Origin of the sequence: Herbaspirillum sp. WGmk3 (genome assembly GCF_023952535.1) — a bacterium.
Lineage (GTDB): Bacteria > Pseudomonadota > Gammaproteobacteria > Burkholderiales > Burkholderiaceae_D > Herbaspirillum > Herbaspirillum huttiense.
This window is the reverse complement of record NZ_JAKYWT010000001.1, coordinates 673,246-690,251: the sequence shown is the minus strand read 5'-3', so window position 1 is coordinate 690,251 and position 17,006 is coordinate 673,246. Positions and strand designations below refer to the sequence as shown.

The window sequence follows — 17,006 nt, the reverse complement described above, 5'->3', positions numbered from 1 at the left end:
CAAACGGCAAACGGTTCAGTGCCGCGGCAGCGGCCAACCCGTGCCCAGCATCGGGTCGTAGAGGTCGTCGCGACGGTCGCGCAGCACATGGTTGAAGGGAGTGAGGTGGCGTGCCTGGCGCGACTCCTTGAGATTGAGGCTGGCATACAGTATTTGCTCGCCGTCCTCCGGTGCCGGCCCGGCCAGCGGCCAGCCTTGCGCGCCAATGATCACGCTCTGTCCGATGAAGGGCTGGCCGCGCTCGGTGCCGGTACGGTTGGCGCACACGATGGTGAGCGCGTTGCTATGGGCATTGGCCATCGCCAGTGAAGTTGCCATGGCTTGGCGGTTGTCTGGCTGCCCTGGCATCGGTACCCAGTTGGTTGGCATCGCCACGACGTCAGCACCCTGCATGGCAAGCAACCGATACACTTCCGGGAACCAGCCGTCGTAGCAGATCGCCACGCCCAGTCGTCCCCAGCGTGTGTGGAACAGGGGTAATCCCTTGTCGCCAGCTTCAAAGAACAGATGTTCGTCGCCCCACAGATGCAGCTTGCGGTAGACGCCCAGCCAGCCGTCCGGGCCAATCACCACAGCGGAATTGTAGAGCCGGTCGCCCTCTCGTTCGGCGATGCCGGCCACGACATGGATACCGTTGCGCCGCGCGGCGGCCATCCAGGCCTGGGTGGTGGGGCCGTCGGGCAGGACTTCCGCCAAGGCGAAGGCTTCGGCGCGGCTGGCGAAGACATAGCCGCTGTTGACCAGCTCGGGCAAGACCACCAGCTCGGCCCCCTCGGCGGCGGCGCGATCGATGAAGGCAATGGAACGGGCAACATTCTCTTCCTTGCGGCCAATGTGGGGCTCCATCTGGACGCTTGCCACCTTGATCAATGGAAACGAGGGCGGCGAGGTGTTTTCCTGTGACGACATGCGAATCTCCAAAACAAAAAGCCCCTGACTGCGCTTGATGCGCATGTCAGGGGCTTTCATAGCCGGTATGTATGGTCAGCAATATTGCTGGGAGTACTGCCTGGTGGCGTTCCTAGGCAGCGAGGCGATTATTGCATCACTCAAATGAACGCGTCAATACGTGTCATCATTCCTGGTCAGTGAGACATTGCGTCTTGTGAAAACGATGTTGTGGTCAGCGTCGTCCTGAACATCAGCCTAACCGAAGTGGGAAAATGCAAGAACCAGCTGAACTGTTTTTTGCTGACGTGGGTTCACTCGCAGGTCATGCATGGGCAGCGAGGAAGGTAGTTGTAGCGGTCCGGCATCGATGGAATTGAGCGCAAGCGTGTGACATCGCTCGGTGGCCTCCATTACCGGATTCGACAATCGTGGCCCGATCGCAATTGAAGCGGGCAAGCGGCGATCAACAGGCGCAGTTAACTCGGCTCACGCAAAAACGCCTGCTCCATCGAGCAGGCGTTTTCATTTCAACTCTGATCAACTCTGATCAGTAACGATCGTTACTGATTCATCAGCTCACTGCCACCCATACCGCCTGGCATACCACCCCTTCATCCCCTGGATCAGCACCGCATAGGCGACCAGGATCGCCACCAGCCACGGGAAGTACGACAGCGGCAGCGCCTCCAGCTTGAAGTAATGCGCCAGCGGCGTCATCGGGATCGCAATGCCGATGGCCATGATGACCAGTGTCATCCCCATCAGCGGCCACGAGGCGCGGCTCTGGAAGAAGGGGATGCGGCGCGTGCGGATCATGTGCACGATCAGCGTCTGCGACAGCAACCCTTCAATGAACCAGCCGGACTGGAACAGGGTTTGATGTTCCGGCGTGCTGGCGCCGAAGATATACCACATCAGCGCAAAGGTCGTGATATCAAAGATCGAGCTGATCGGACCGAAGAAGACCATGAAGCGGCCGATGTCACCGGCATCCCAGCGCTGCGGCTTTTCCAGGAATTCCTTGTCGACGTTGTCGAAGGGAATCGAGATCTGCGAGACGTCATACAGCAGGTTCTGCACCAGCAGATGCAAGGGCAGCATCGGCAGGAAAGGCAGGAATGCACTGGCAATCAGGACCGAGAAGACATTGCCGAAGTTGGAGCTGGCCGTCATCTTGATGTATTTCAGCATGTTGGCGAAGGTCTTGCGGCCTTCCAGCACGCCTTCTTCCAGCACCATCAGGCTCTTCTCCAGCAGGATCAGATCCGCCGCTTCCTTGGCAATATCCACCGCCGTATCCACCGAGATACCGATGTCGGCAGCACGCAGGGCCGGCGCATCATTGATTCCATCACCCATGAAGCCGACCACGTGTCCGCGATCATGCAGAACGCGCACGATGCGTTCCTTGTGCGCCGGCGAGAGCTTGGCGAAGACCGTCACCGTCTCCACCGCCTGCGACAGCTCCGCATCGCTCATCTTCTCGACATACGAACCCAGCAGCATGCCCTTGACCTCCAGCCCGACCTCACGGCAGATCTTGGCGGTGACCAGTTCGTTGTCGCCGGTCAGGATCTTGACCTTCACGCCATGCGCACGCAATGCGGCCAGTGCAGGGGCGGTCGATTCCTTGGGCGGATCGAGGAAGGCGATGTAACCGATCAGCACCAGATCCGATTCGTCAGCCAGGCTGTACACCTCCTTGGTCGGCGGCAAGTCCTTGGCGGCCACGCCGACCACGCGCAGGCCCTCGGCGTTGAGGCTGCCGGTGGTGGCGCGGATCTCTTCCAGCAAGGCCGGGGTCAGCGGTACCACTTCGCCATTGACGCGGGCGCGCGAGCACACCGAGACGATTTCCTCGACCGCACCCTTGCAGATCAGCTCGTGGTGATCCTCGCGCTCGGACACCACCACCGACATGCGGCGGCGCTGGAAGTCGAAAGGAATTTCGTCGACCTTGCGATAGGCCGAGGCGATGGACATTTCACGTTGCAGCTCGGCGTGCTCCAGCACGGCCACGTCCAGCAGGTTCTTCAGGCCGGTCTGGTAATAACTGTTCAGGTAGGCGTATTGCAGCACTTCGTCGTCGGGTTCGCCATGAATGTCGGTATGACGTTCCAGGAAAATCTTGTCCTGCGTGAGCGTGCCGGTCTTGTCGGTACACAGCACGTCCATCGCACCGAAGTTCTGGATCGCATCGAGCCGCTTGACGATCACCTTCTTGCGCGACAGTGCCACCGCGCCCTTGGCCAGGGTCGAGGTCACGATCATGGGCAGCATCTCGGGCGTCAGGCCTACGGCCACGGAGAGACCGAACAGGAAGGCTTCCACCCAGTCGCCCTTGGTGAAACCGTTGATGAAGAACACCACCGGCGTCATCACCAGCATGAAGCGGATCAACAGCCAGCTGACCTTGTTGACGCCCGCCTGAAAGGCAGTCGGCGTGCGGTCAGTGGCGGTGACGCGCTCAGCCAGCGCACCAAAATACGTGCGCTTGCCGGTGGTCAGCACCACGCCCGTAGCCGAGCCGCTGACGACGTTGGTGCCCATGAAGCAGAGGTTGTCCAGCTCCAGCGGGCTGCTGGTGTTGAGGTTGCTGGGGGTGACGAATTTTTCTACGGGCAGCGATTCGCCGGTCATCGCGGCCTGGCTCACGAACAGGTCCTTGGCGGCCAAGAGGCGCAGGTCAGCGGGGATCATGTCGCCCGCCGAGAGCAGCACGATATCGCCCGGCACCAGCTTGTGGATCGGTACCTCGACGCGGCGCGCGCCCTTGGGGTGCAGCATCACGTCGAAGTAACGCTGCGCTTCGGCGGCGATCTCTTCGACCTGGTCGTGGCGCATCACGGTCGCGGTGTTGCTGACCATGGCCTTGAGCTTGTCGGCGGCGGTGTTGGAACGTGCTTCCTGCACGAAGCGCAGCAAGGTCGAGACCACCACCATGGTGCCGATGACGATGGCGGCCTTCATGTCCTCGGTGTAGAAGGAGACCGCGGCCAGCAGGGTCAGCAGCAGGTTGAAAGGGTTTTTGTAGCAGTGCCAGAGGTGGACGTACCAAGTGAGCGGCTTTTCGTGCTCGACTTCATTGGGGCCGCTGTGTTCACGGATGGCATCGGCTTCCGCTTCGGTCAGGCCGTCGGGGCGCGATTGCAGGCGCTGCAGCAGGGCTTGGACCTCGCTGCGGGAAGCTTCGCTCAATTGCTCGGCCAGGGTTTGCGGGACTTCCTTGGTGACCGGGGCACTGCGGAACATGTCCATGCCCAGGCGGCGGAAGTGACGGTCCATACCGCGTGCGCGGATGAAGCTGACAAAGGTTTCTTTCAGCAGGTTCAGATTCATGGCGTGCTTCTTTTCTTGTTGGGCCTCGTCCCGTGGACGAAGCGGTTTGCATCGCGTCGGCCTGCAGCAGGGCAGGCCGGCATCGGGGTCAGCGCCGTGGACGGCCCCCGCCAAGACGGGCGGCCGGACGCGGCGCGCTGGGTCTTCGCGTGTTCATGATGAATGTGTCTGTCGCATTGCAGCCTCCGCCTGGTTGAGCGGAGACCCTGTCATCGGCACCTGACGGCGGCAACAGACGTGCAGCCGCATGGCGGCTGGCCATGCGGAAGGCGGTGCGTCATGACGCGCGCGGCATCAGGCGAGCCGGCTGCCGGCTCGATGGAGCGGGCAATGCGGTCGCGATGCAGCTGCGTTCTGACGCCGTGTCTGCGGCGGTCGATCGTCGATCTGTCGTTGTGAGGGAATGTCGTTGTCAGCGGCGCTGCTGAAAACCGGCCTGGAAAGACCGCGCGCTGCCGACATGAATTGCCGTCATCTGCCTGGTGCAAGATGACGACAGGATGAAGTCCTGCTGAAATCCTTGCTGAGGCTTAACCCGGAATTAACCGGCAACAACTGTCACCCGAACAAGTGCCCATGAGAGGGACTCCAAAAAATGAGAACGGGCGAATTCTACGCCCGCGCGGAAAACAGGGTCAAGGCAAATTCGCCCGTGTTGCCGAAAATTTGTGCATCTGCAACAAGATGGAGCGGAAGCTTTCTGCTTCACAGCGAGGATGGTGAAGCGGTATTTCGCTGCTCTGGACGCTGCTGTGCAGCACCGATTCTCGCCGGGTGAGCCTTGTCTTCCATGGTGTACGGCCTATACTCGAAACGAGGCAAGCCCGAACAGAGTACGCGCAGCAACCCCGCGCCAAACCAATAAACTCGACCAGGAGACGCATCATGCCCAACCTCATCATGAACAATCTGATGTTCTTCATTCCCATGGCGCTGGCGGGTTTGTTGCTCTGCGGCGAGGTTCCGGTGGCGTCACGGATGGTCCGAACCAGTTTGAGAGCAGTGGGCGCGGTCTTCGGCGCACTGCTCGCGCTTTTAGTACTGGAAGCACTGCCAGTGCTAATTTAGCGGGCTTTCTGCGGCCCGCTTTGCCGCTCGTTGCGGCAGTGGCCGGGGCATCGGCGCAGGCAATTTTTTAGGGAAGTACGCCTATCATTCCGTCATGCCGATCGCCCCGCCTTGATTTCCCTAGGCCGATGTTTTCACAGTGGTCTCGTGGCGGCCCCGAAAACATCGGCCTTTTTTGCGTCCATCGCTTTCGTGGCTTCTTCGCTGCACGCCTATACGCAGCAGGGAGGCGGCGGCTGATTGGGCATGCGCGGCGCGCGCTCCAGCGCCGGATCCCAGACCACCAGGCGATCGCGCCCGGTTTCCTTGGCGCAGTACATGGCGTGGTCGGCGCGTTGCAGCCAGACGAAATGAGCGTCCATGTCCGCAGAGAAGGGCACCAGTCCGGCACTGACCGTACAACCATATAAATTGTTTTCATCATTTCTGGTGCGCGCCGCTTCGATCAACCGGTGTGACAGCGCCAGCGCATCGGCTGGCGACACGTCGCGCAGGATCACGCCGAATTCCTCACCGCCGTAACGTCCGATCGCATCCTGTTCGCGCAGCATGGTCCGCAGCAGGCGCGCGAAGTTGCGCAGCACTTCGTCGCCGATCAGGTGGCCCCAGGTGTCGTTGATGCTCTTGAAGTGGTCCAGGTCCAGCAACAGCAGGAAGGTCTGATGCTGCGCGGAGCTCTGGCGGTGCAGGCGTTCGAATTCGCCCAGCAGCAGGCTCTCCCAGTAGCGGCGATTGAACAGCAGCGTGAGCCCGTCGAGCTGGCTGACGATCTCGAACTGGCGGGAGCGATCGGCCAGCTTCTTCGACATCAGATAGGTCGACTGTCCCAGCGCCAGGGGATAGAGCATCATCATCGGCAGGCAGGCGAGGATGGTGGTCAGGTCCGACTGCGGCAGGAAATGCGCACCCAGCAGCCACCATCCCAGCACGCCCGCCACCAGGGTTGCGTACAGGCCGCGCATGAACAGGCGCAGTCCTCCGGCGGCGATATTGTCCATCGACAGCATCGAGATGATGACCGCACTGGGCACCAGGTTGCCCTGCAGCGCTGCAATCCAGAAACCGCCAAAGGCGGCGTCGATCACCAGGTTGCGTCGTTCGGCACGATACGGGATCACCGACCTGAGGGCCCACTGGCGCGCCAGATGCGGCCACAGGTAGCCATGCACACCCAGCAACAGCCACAGCGGCCATGGCACGGGGTGCTGCAGGAAACCGGCGGCGACGCAGAAAAATCCCACGCCAAGGCCAATCACCCGCAGACGGTAGATGCGCTGCACGAAGCGCACGCCCTTGCCGGCCAGCGCCGCCTGGCTCGCCTCGCCGGAACGCGCGGGACGCTGGCGTAGCAGGGCGATCGGATTGAGTACGTCCAGCAGCAAGGCCAGCAGGCGTGCAGCGGGCGGTCGCGGGGTGGGGCAATCGGGATTGGAGGGGGAGGACATGTTCATGTTTTTCTTTCGTCTGGTCCGCGGGTGATGTCAGCCGGGCCAGCGGTCGCCGGAGTTTCTGGTACGCACGATTACATGCAAGCGATGATTATCAGTCACGCAGCGTAACGCCATCTGGCGGCTGTTCGCAAGCCCGCTCTGCGCTTGCCTTGACCGGGATCTTGCGGGCACGGGGAACCGTTTCCGCCGGGCATTGGTCAGTGTCAGGCCGGGCCGTTCACATCGCGTCTTTCAAGCAGGATGAGAACAGACTCTAGTGTCGCATGGCAAGGTGACGCGCCGATGTCGTCATCCCCGCCTGCTGCACCGACGGCCGGTCATGCATCCCCTTATAATGCCTGCTCCTCATTTCCGTCTCCATCATGTTCCGCTTCCCCCGTCTCGTGAAGTCTCCCCGGCTTGGTCTTTCTTCGTTGTGGCTGGCGCTGCTGGCCAGCAGCGCCGTCCCCCTCGTCTATGCACAGGGCTTGCCGCCTGCGGTGGTGGGGGCGCTGCGCGTGGCCCATATTCCGCAGCAGAATACCGGCGTCGTGGTGGTCGATGCCGACAACGGCAAGCGCATGCTGGCGGCCAACAATACCGGGCAGCCGTTCAATCCGGCCTCCGTGATGAAGCTGGTGACCACGGATGCCGCGCTCGAAATCCTCGGGCCGACCTATACCTGGAAGACCCAGGCCTACATCGATGGCACGCTTGCCGGTGGCGTGCTCAATGGTGACCTGATCCTCAAGGGCGGGGGCGATCCCAAGCTGGTGCTGGAGAATTTCTGGCTGTTCCTGCGCCAGCTGCGCGCACGCGGCATCAAGGACATTCGCGGCAACCTGGTGCTGGATCGTACGTATTTTGCGGAGTCCAGCTATGACCCCTCGCAGTTCGATGGCGATCCGCAAAAGCCATACAACGCCGGCCCCGATGCCCTGCTGATGAATTACCGCACCCAGGCTTTCCGTTTTGAGCCGGATTCCGCCAATGGCGTGGTCAGCGTGAGCATGGATCCACCGATGGCCGGCATCACGGTCACGCCGCCGCGCTTGTCGCAGGAGCCCTGCGGCGACTGGCAGGGCAAGCTGAAGATGAACAACGATCCCAACGCCGTCAGTTTCACCGGCAGCTACAGCGCCGACTGCGGGCCGCGCGTGTGGTATGTCCATCCGTATCGCATGAATAATGTGCAGTATGTAGGCGCGAGTTTTGTACAAATGTGGGCCGACCTCGGCGGCAGTTTTGCCGGGCGTGTGGTCAACGGTCAGGTCACGCCTTCGGCGCGGCTGATGGTGGAAGTGCAGTCGCCGCCGTTGCCGGAAGTCATCCGCGACATCAACAAGTACAGCAACAACGTGATGGCGCGCCAGGTGCTGCTGACGCTGGGGGCGGAGATGACCGGCCAGCCCGGTGACACCGTCAATGCCGCGCGCGCGGTGCGCGGCTGGCTCAATGACAAGGGCATCGATACCAATGGCCTGGCCATCGAGAACGGCGCCGGTCTTTCGCGCGTAGAGCGAGTGACACCGGCGCTGCTGGCCAGCGTGCTGGTGCAGGCCTATCGTTCGCCGCTGATGCCGGAGTTCGTGTCTTCACTGCCGCTGGTCGGTTACGACGGCACCATGCGCCGTCGCCTGAAGACGCAAAGCGTGGCCGGACAGGCGCACATCAAGACGGGCACGCTCAATGACGTGCGTTCGATTGCGGGCTATGTGCAGGCGGCCTCGGGCAAGACCTATGTAGTGGTGTTCCTGATCAATCACGCTGCTGCGCCGAATGGGCAGCAGGCGCAGGATGCCTTGTTGCAGTGGGTCTACGAAAACGGTTGAGATGAAGAACGGGCGGCTTCAATCGCAGCCGCCGCCTCCGCCGTCACCCCCTCCGCCGCCGTCCCCGCCGCCGCAATCGCCCCCGCTACCTCCGTCAGAGCCACTGCCGGAGCTGCTGACGTCGCCCGCCCAGCCAGCGCCGTTGCTTGCAGGAACACCCGGTGAGCTATAGCGTGTCTTGCTGTAATAGGCGGGAGCGCGATAATGCACGGGTGGCTGCGGACGGGGCATCACGCGGCGCATGATCATGCGCAGGAGCAGCAACAGTGCGGCAAGCGCCACCAGCCAGAACAGTATTTTCATGGCATCAAAGTAGCAAGGGTTTGTCCGAGAGTTCGTTGTGCAGCTCGTCGCGGCCCCCAGGGTCGCGCGGCAAGACCTTCGCCAGGATGGCATGCAGGCTGGCGAGTGCCTGCAGTGTGCTGGCCTCGTATTGGCCGGCGGCATATCCGGCAGTCATCTGCTTGCACACCTGCTGCCATTGCTCCCGCGTGACGCAGGCGTTGATGCCGCGATCAGCCACGATTTCGACCTTGCGGTCGGCCAGGTTGAGATAGACCAGCACGCCGCAGTTTTCTTCGGTATCCCAGATGCGGTAATGCGAAAACAGCTCATGCGCGCGCTGGCGGGCGCTTTCGCCGCGCCGCACTGCGCCCAGAGTGAGCGCGGCTTCGACGATCACGCGCACTTGCGCGCGATGCTGCCGCTCACCTTCGCCGATGCTGGCCTGGATCGCCTTGAGGGTGGAAGAGGGAAAGATGCGCCGTGCCGCCGCACGCGTCATGCGCAAGTGGCGCAGCAGGCGCGCAAACAGGGAAGGGGATGCGTTGTTGTGCGCCATGTCACCAGTCTCCCGAGGCACCGCCGCCATCGAATGTGCCGCCACCGCCGGAGAAGCCGCCGCCGGATGATCCGCCAAATCCACCACCGAAGCCGCCGCCACCCGAACGCGAACCGCCCCGTCCGGAACTGGCCTGGCGCAAGGCCTCGTCGACCAGGCTGCCGATGATGACGCCGGCGGTCGTGCTGCCGCCGCGGCCCCAGTCATTGCTGTTGAGGGCATTGCGGCTGCTGCGGCGCGACTTGAGCAATACCGTGAAGAACACGACCAGGAACAGCCCGATCACCATCAGCGTGATCCATCCGCCGCCATCATCGGTCTGTACCGCACTGGACGAGCGCTTGGCCGGTGGCAGCTTTTCCTGTTCCAGCAAGGTGGTGATGGCCGTCACTCCCGCCGCCAGCCCGCCATAGAAATCGTTCTGGCGGAAATGCGGGGCGATCACGTCTTCCAGGATGCGCTTGGATTGCGCATCGGTGAGGCTGCCCTGTACCCCACGCCCTGCTTCGATGCGCAGGCGGCGCAGGGATTTGGGATTGTCCTTGGCGACGATCAGGATCACGCCGTCATCGACGCCCTTGCGGCCCAGCTTCCAGGCCTCGGCCACGCGGATGCTGTATTGCTCGATGGCTTCGGGCGCGGTGGAGGACATCAGCAACACGCCGATCTGGCTGCCGGTGCGCTGTTCGATCTCGGCCAGCACGCCTTCAAGGGCCTGGCGCTGCTGCGGCTGCAGCAGGTGGACCTGGTCGATCACGTGGGCCGACAGCGGCGGCACCGGCACCAGGCCGTCATCGGCACGGGCCGGGGTGGCCAGCGCGATCCACGCCAGCAGCCAGCAGGTCAGGAGCAGCTTGCGCATGGCCAATCGGGGCTCCTGTGCTTACTTGCCGAAGTTGACCGCGGGCGCGGTCGAGATGGCTTTTTCGTTTTCTACCGTGAACGAGGGTTTGACTTCATAGCTGAACAGCTTGGCCGTGATGTTGGTGGGGAAGCTGCGCGCCAGGATGTTGTAATCCTTCACAGCGGCAATATAGCGCTGGCGGGCTACGGTGATGCGGTTTTCGGTGCCTTCCAGCTGGGATTGCAGGTCGCGGAAGCTGGTGTCGGCCTTCAACTGAGGATAGTTCTCGGAGACTGCCATCAGGCGCGACAGCGCCGAAGACAGTTGCCCCTGTACTTCCTGGAATTTGGCAAAGGCCTTGGGATCGTTGAGCACTTCCGGGGTGATCTGGAAGCTTGTGGCCGCAGCGCGGGCGCGGGTGACGGCTTCCAGGGTGTCCTTCTCGTGCGAGGCATAGCCCTTGACGGTGTTGACCAGGTTCGGTATCAGGTCGGCGCGGCGCTGGTACTGGTTGACCACTTCGCCCCAAGCCGCCTTGGTGGCTTCATCCTTGGCCTGGAATTCGTTGTAGCCGCAGCCGGAGAGGGTGAGGGCCGTCATGGCAATGGCCAGCCAGGCGAAGAGTTTTTTCATGTTGTTTTCCTCGTAGCAAAAAGTGAAGCAAAGGGAGCGCATGAGACCATACAAACCTGCTGAAGTGCCCGATGTTCCGCGAAAAACCCTGAACATCAGTCAAAAATCGAGGTCTGGGCAGGCCGGCGCGCTACAATAGCGCATCTTTCAGTTAAAGGCATCACCGTGACATTCATCGAGAAACTCAACGCTGCGTGGACTTCGCGCAATTCCCTGCTGTGCGTCGGCCTGGACCCCGACCTCAAGAAATTCCCCGCCGAGCTGCAGGGCAAGCCGGACGCGATCTTCGAATTCTGCCGCGCCATCATCGATGCCACCGCCGAAGCCGCCTGTGCCTTCAAGCCGCAGATCGCCTATTTCGCTGCCCTCGGCGCGGAAGAGCAGCTGGAGCGCATCTGCGCCTACCTGCGCACGAACTACCCCGAGATCCCGCTGGTGCTCGATGCCAAGCGCGGCGACATCGGCGCCACTGCCGAGCAGTATGCCCGCGAAGCCTTCGAGCGCTATGACGCCGACGTCGTCACGGTCAGCCCCTACATGGGCTGGGACTCGGTCTCGCCCTATCTGGAATGGAAGGATCGCGGCGTGATCGTGCTGTGCCGCACCTCCAACGCCGGCGGTTCCGACCTGCAATTCCTGGAAGTCGATGGCAAGCCGCTGTACCAGCACGTGGCGCGCCTGGTGGCCGAGAAGTGGAATACCAATGGCCAGTGCGGCCTGGTGGTCGGTGCCACCTTCCCGCACGAACTGGCGCAGGTGCGCGCCATCATCGGCGACATGCCGCTGCTGGTGCCGGGCGTGGGTGCCCAGGGGGGCGACGTGCAAGCGACGGTCACCTCCGGCAAGACGGCCTCGGGTACGGGCATGATGATCAATTCTTCACGTGCCATCCTCTACGCCAAGCCGGAAGCGGGCGAAGATTTCGCCGCTGCGGCGCGCCGGGTGGCCATCCAGACGCGGGACGAGATCAACCGCTTCCGCTGAACCGCGCAAGCAGAGATAAAGAAAAAGGCGGCGACTCCATGGGAGCGCCGCCTTTTTCTTCATGTTCGCCGCTTCAGTCTGCCAGAAGCTTCAGCAAACCCTTGAGCGAATGTTCCACGGTCTGGGCCCGCACCTGCTGGCGGTCGCCCTTGAAGACCAGGCGTTCGGTATAGGTCTTGTCGCCCACGCGCCAGCCGAAGCAGACGGTGCCGACCGGCTTGCCCGGTACTGCGCCGCCGGGGCCGGCGATGCCGGTGGTGGAGACGGCCACGTCCGAGCTGCTGTTGGCGACCGCCCCTTCGGCCATGGCACCGGCGATTTCCTCGCTGACTGCGCCATGCTGGGCGATCAGGGCTTCGGAAATATCCAGCAATTCGTTCTTGGAAGCATTCGAATAGGTCACGAAACCGCAATCGAACCATTCCGAGGATCCGGCGATTTCAGTGATGGCGTGGGCGATGCCGCCACCGGTACAGGATTCTGCAGTGGCCAGGAGCAGGCCTTTGGCTTTGAGGGTGTGGCCGACGCGGGTGGCCAGGTCCAGGGTGCTGTCCATGAGTGTCATCCTCGGCTGTGCCGCAGTCAGCGCAGGGTGGCGGGCGCGCTGCGGTCGGTTGATCAACGACGTGCGTGAACTAGCATACTCCGATGTCAGGAAATGTTGTATCGGACAAGCTCCGATTGTTCACTTCCCGTTACCAATAAGTGCGCCAAAACGCGAACACCAGCAAGGTGTAGAAGGCCGCCACGATGTCATCCCACATCACGCCGAAACCGCCCTTGAAGCGCCGGTCGAACCAGGCGATCGGGGGCGGCTTGACCATGTCGAAGAAGCGGAACACCACAAAAGCCGCGAACTGCGTCTTCAGGCTGGCCGGCATCACCAGCACCAGCACCAGCCAGAAGGCGATGATCTCATCCCACACCATGCTGCCGTCATCGGGCGAATTGAGCGCCTGCCCGGTGCGATGGCAGGCCCAGATACCGATGATGAAGCCAGCCGCAATGATCACCAGCCAGTTGGCCGCCGTGAAGACGTGCGGCCAGCGTGTCGACAGCACCACGTAGGACAGCCATGCGAAGAGCGTTCCGGCCGTGCCCGGCATGATGGGCGAGAGGCCGCTGCCGAAGCCCTGGGCGATCCAGTGCGCCGGATGCGCCAGCATGAAGTGCGGGGTCGGCTTGCGTTTGCGGGGAGAGGCCGAAGGCGGCGGCGGGAAGGGCGAAGAAGCTGGGTTCATGAACGGAAATGATCGAAGGAATCCGGTGTGTCCTGCAGCGGTTCACCAGCGGCATCCAGCAGCCGCAGACCGGCCTGCGCATCGATCTGGCCGATGCGGGTGACGGCGGTGCCGGCGGACTGGGCCGCCTTCAGGACCGCCTCGCGCTGGCGCGCCGGGGCAGTGAAGCAAAGTTCGTAATCGTCGCCACCGGACAAGGTAAAGCGGCGGCGCAGGTGCAGGTCGCGCTGCTGCAAGGCCGGGCCGGGCGGCAGGGCGTCCACGTCCAGCGTCGCCCCTACATGGGAACGATCGAGGATGTGGCCGAGGTCGCCCGCCAGGCCATCGGAGATGTCGATGGCGGCATGGGCTATGCCGCGCAGGGCCAGACCCAGCGCCACGCGCGGGGTAGGCGCATGCATGCGCGGGGCAGCCAGCTGCAGCGCTTCGCTGTTGATGTCGAATTCCTGGCGGTAGCCGGCCAGTGCCAGACGGGCATCGCCCAGCGTGCCGGAGACCCAGATGTCATCGCCCGCACGGGCAGCATCGCGGCGCAGCGCCTGTAACGGTGGCACTTCACCGAAGACCGTGATGCTGATGGTCAGCGGGCCCTTGGTGGTGTCGCCGCCGATGAGCTCGCAGCCATGGGCATCGGCCAGCGCCAGCATGCCTTGCGAGAACGGTGCCAGCCAGTCAGCGCGGGCTTCCGGCAAGGCCAGGGCCAGCGTGAAGGCGATCGGCTGCGCGCCCATGGCGGCCAGGTCGGAGAGATTGACGGCCAGGCACTTGTGGCCCAGCAGCAGGGGATCGGCATCCGGGAAGAAGTGGCGGCCTGCCACCAGCATGTCGCTGGAAATGGCCAGCTGCATCCCCGGGGCCGGTGTCATCAGCGCGCAGTCGTCCCCCACACCCAAGGCCGTGCGGCTGTCAGGAGCGGGCGGGCGGCTGAAATAGCGCGCGATGAGTTCGAATTCGGAAAGCATGGCGCGATTGTAACCAATCCGTCACGGCTTCAGGCGCACAATATCCCGGCGACGACGCATGTTGCGATGCAGCGCAAATTGCCTGGATGTGGCGTCACGGCAGGACGCAAGAGAGGCGAGTGAAGGGATAGGGGTTTTCCCCAATACCGGATAGTCAAGGGCGGTGTCAGCCTCTCGTACGGGAAATCAAGCTGCGCGCAACTGCGCACATCAGGCGACAACTGGTCGTCATCTGGCTCCGGAAAGGCCATGTTCGCGGTCATCACGGGTTTGGGGTGACAGGCCGCAAAGCCAGTCCGGAAAAGGCTTTGCGCGGAGCAGCATGAGCCCGGCGGCCTATGATTGAAGGCCGACCTCTGCTAGAATCGACCCCCTTCGCAAGTCAACTAGAGAATACAGAGTATGGATTCGATGATCAGTAAGAAAGAAGAAGTGCGTCAGCAACTTCGTCAGGCAGCGCTGGATTACCACGAGTTTCCGACCCCGGGCAAGATCGCGGTCACACCCACCAAGCTGCTGACCAACCAGCGTGATCTCTCCCTCGCGTATTCTCCGGGCGTGGCGGCGGCCTGCGAAGAAATCGTCGCCGACCCGCTCAACGCCTTCCGCTACACCGCCCGTGGCAACCTGGTGGCCGTGATCACCAACGGTACCGCCGTGCTGGGCCTGGGCAACATCGGTGCGTTGGCTTCCAAGCCGGTGATGGAAGGCAAGGGCGTGCTGTTCAAGAAGTTCGCCGGCATCGACGTCTTCGACATCGAAATCAATGAAACCGACCCGGACAAGCTGATCGACGTCATCGCGGCCCTGGAGCCGACCTTCGGCGGCATCAACCTGGAAGACATCAAGGCACCGGAGTGCTTCTACATCGAGCGCAAGCTGCGCGAGAAGATGAAGATCCCGGTCTTCCACGATGACCAGCACGGTACCGCCATCATCGTCGGCGCGGCCATCCTGAACGGCCTGAAGGTCGTCAACAAGGACATCAAGAACGTCAAGCTGGTGGTCTCCGGCGCGGGCGCAGCGGCGCTGGCCTGCCTGGACCTGATCGTCGACCTCGGCTTCCCGATCGAAAACATCTTCGTCACCGACCTGGCCGGCGTGGTCTACAAGGGCCGCAAGGAACTGATGGACCCGGACAAGGAACGTTTCGCCCGCGAAACCGACGCCCGCACCCTGGCCGAAGTGATCCCGGAGGCCGACATCTTCCTGGGCCTGTCCGCTGCCGGCGTGTTGAAGCCCGAGATGGTCAAGCAGATGGCGGCCCGTCCGCTGGTGCTGGCACTGGCCAACCCGACCCCGGAAATCCTGCCGGAAGAAGTGATGGCCGTGCGTGACGACGCCATCATCGCCACCGGCCGTTCGGATTATCCGAACCAGGTCAACAACGTGCTGTGCTTCCCTTACATCTTCCGCGGCGCGCTCGATTCGGGTGCCACCACCATTACCCGCGAGATGGAGATCGCCACCGTCCACGCCATCGCCGAGCTGGCCCAAGCCGAGCAGTCCGATATCGTGGCCTCGACCTATGGCATCGCCAACCTGTCCTTCGGCCCGGAATACATCATTCCCAAGCCCTTCGACCCGCGCTTGATGATCAAGATCGCGCCGGCCGTGGCGCGTGCAGCCGAAAGCTCCGGCGTGGCGGCCCGTCCGATCCAGGACATGGATGCCTACATCGAGAAGCTGGAACAGTTCGTCTACCACAGCGGTACCTTCATGCGCCCGATCTTCCAGGTCGCCAAGAAGGCCGCCGAGGCCAAGAAGCGCATCGTCTACGCCGAAGGTGAAGAAGAGCGCGTGCTGCGTGCGGTCCAGGTGATCGTCGATGAAAACCTGGCCAAGCCCATCCTGGTGGGCCGTCCGGAGGTGCTGGAACAGCGCATCAAGAAGTTCGGCCTGCGCCTGCGTGCCGGCACCGACTTCGAGGTCATCAACCCCAACTTCGACAACCGCTACCGCGATTACTGGCAGAGCTTCCTGGAGATGTCGCGCCGCAAGGGTGTCACCGAGCAGTACGCCAAGCTGGAAATGCGCCGCCGTCATACCCTGATCGGCTCCATGGCCATCCACAAGGGCGATGCCGACGGCATGATCTGCGGCACCTACGGCACCACCCAGCTGCACCTGCACTACATCGACCAGGTGCTGGGCAAGCGTGAAGGCGTGAACGTTTATGCCGCGATGAATGCGGTGATCCTGCCCAATCGCCAGCTGGTGATGGTGGACACCCACGTCAACGAAAACCCCAACGCCCGCGAGCTGGCTGAGATCACCATGCTGGCCGCGGAGGAAATGCGCCGTTTCGGCCTGCATCCGCGTGCTGCACTGCTGTCGCACTCGAACTTCGGTTCCAGCAACAGCGAATCGGCCCGCAAGATGCGCGAAGCCCTCGCGATCCTCCGCGAGATCGCGCCGGACCTGGAAGTCGATGGCGAAATGCACGGCGATACCGCGCTCGATTCCAAGCTCTTGAATGCGGTGATCCCGGATTCGCCGTTGAAGGGTGACGCCAACCTGCTGGTCATGCCCAACATCGATGCCGCCAACATCGCCTACAACCTGCTCAAGACTGCATCGGGCAACGGTGTGGCCATTGGCCCGATCCTGCTGGGTTGCGCCAAGCCGGTTCATATACTGACGCCGTCGGCGACGGTACGCCGCATCATCAACATGACGGCCCTGTGCGTCATGGATGCCTTGTCCGAACGCTGATCGCAGCCTCGGTCGGATCGCAAGACCGTAAAGACCGCAAGACCTTGAAAACGGCGCATGTCGAAAGACATGCGCCGCTTTTCATTGCGCGCCTGGCTGGATTCCCGGACATGCCGCGCAGCAGCATTCCGGGAATCCGCACCGGCTTGGCGGGTTCTTTTTGGCTGATCTTTATAAAACCGTTTGCAATCAATGGCTTGCGATCTGATTGCCCAGCTTTTCGTGC

General features: G+C 62.6%; 13 protein-coding genes. 4 read left to right on the top strand and 9 right to left on the bottom strand.

Annotated elements, in window-relative coordinates; all coding sequences use genetic code 11:
- Positions 1-15 precede the first annotated feature (15 nt).
- Entirely contained in the window at positions 16-909 is an 894-nt protein-coding gene (locus tag MKD49_RS02920; protein WP_034336282.1) for a nitrilase family protein, read from the bottom strand.
- 558 nt (positions 910-1,467) lie between these two features.
- Positions 1,468-4,230 (bottom strand): magnesium-translocating P-type ATPase, encoded by a 2,763-nt coding sequence (gene mgtA / locus MKD49_RS02915; RefSeq protein WP_252695402.1) that lies wholly within the window; start codon positions 4,228-4,230, stop codon positions 1,468-1,470.
- An 885-nt stretch (positions 4,231-5,115) separates the two neighbouring features.
- On the opposite strand from mgtA, the gene MKD49_RS02910 reads away from it, so the two are divergent.
- A complete protein-coding gene (locus MKD49_RS02910; RefSeq protein WP_006462830.1) occupies positions 5,116-5,298 on the top strand; it encodes a hypothetical protein in 183 nt (60 codons plus the stop codon).
- A 212-nt stretch (positions 5,299-5,510) separates the two neighbouring features.
- Here MKD49_RS02910 and MKD49_RS02905 read toward each other — a convergent pair whose 3' ends face one another.
- Entirely contained in the window at positions 5,511-6,749 is a 1,239-nt protein-coding gene (locus MKD49_RS02905; protein ID WP_252695401.1) for a diguanylate cyclase, read from the bottom strand.
- Between the two features lie 362 nt (positions 6,750-7,111).
- Between MKD49_RS02905 and dacB the strand changes: the two genes are divergently transcribed.
- Entirely contained in the window at positions 7,112-8,560 is a 1,449-nt protein-coding gene (gene dacB / locus MKD49_RS02900) for a D-alanyl-D-alanine carboxypeptidase/D-alanyl-D-alanine-endopeptidase (RefSeq protein WP_252695400.1), read from the top strand.
- Positions 8,561-8,867: 307 nt separating this feature from the next.
- On the opposite strand, the gene MKD49_RS02895 is transcribed toward dacB, so the two are convergent.
- From MKD49_RS02895 to MKD49_RS02885, 3 genes are read right to left on the bottom strand one after another with little or no spacing between them, the layout of a single operon-like run.
- On the bottom strand, positions 8,868-9,401 hold the full coding sequence (locus MKD49_RS02895) for a TPM domain-containing protein (protein ID WP_252695399.1): 534 nt from the start codon (positions 9,399-9,401) through the stop codon (positions 8,868-8,870).
- Position 9,402: 1 nt separating this feature from the next.
- Positions 9,403-10,263 (bottom strand): YgcG family protein, encoded by an 861-nt coding sequence (locus MKD49_RS02890; protein WP_252695398.1) that lies wholly within the window; start codon positions 10,261-10,263, stop codon positions 9,403-9,405.
- A 21-nt stretch (positions 10,264-10,284) separates the two neighbouring features.
- Positions 10,285-10,878, bottom strand: a complete 594-nt coding sequence (locus MKD49_RS02885) for a LemA family protein (protein ID WP_039784541.1) — start codon at positions 10,876-10,878, stop codon at positions 10,285-10,287.
- A gap of 165 nt (positions 10,879-11,043) precedes the next feature.
- Here MKD49_RS02885 and pyrF point away from each other — a divergent pair, with 165 nt between their 5' ends.
- Complete coding sequence (gene pyrF / locus MKD49_RS02880; protein WP_121045205.1) at positions 11,044-11,862, top strand: orotidine-5'-phosphate decarboxylase; 819 nt, start codon at positions 11,044-11,046, stop codon at positions 11,860-11,862.
- A gap of 73 nt (positions 11,863-11,935) precedes the next feature.
- On the opposite strand, the gene MKD49_RS02875 is transcribed toward pyrF, so the two are convergent.
- The 3 genes from MKD49_RS02875 to thiL form a co-directional block, all read right to left on the bottom strand.
- On the bottom strand, positions 11,936-12,418 hold the full coding sequence (locus MKD49_RS02875) for a CinA family protein (RefSeq protein ID WP_088754874.1): 483 nt from the start codon (positions 12,416-12,418) through the stop codon (positions 11,936-11,938).
- Between the two features lie 139 nt (positions 12,419-12,557).
- Entirely contained in the window at positions 12,558-13,103 is a 546-nt protein-coding gene (locus MKD49_RS02870) for a phosphatidylglycerophosphatase A (RefSeq protein WP_039784543.1), read from the bottom strand.
- Positions 13,100-14,065 (bottom strand): thiamine-phosphate kinase, encoded by a 966-nt coding sequence (gene thiL, locus MKD49_RS02865; protein WP_204725814.1) that lies wholly within the window; start codon positions 14,063-14,065, stop codon positions 13,100-13,102. Before thiL ends, MKD49_RS02870 begins: the two co-directional genes overlap by 4 nt.
- Before the next feature lie 402 nt (positions 14,066-14,467).
- Between thiL and MKD49_RS02860 the strand changes: the two genes are divergently transcribed.
- A complete protein-coding gene (locus tag MKD49_RS02860; protein ID WP_121045199.1) occupies positions 14,468-16,780 on the top strand; it encodes an NADP-dependent malic enzyme in 2,313 nt (770 codons plus the stop codon).
- Positions 16,781-17,006: the final 226 nt, after the last annotated feature.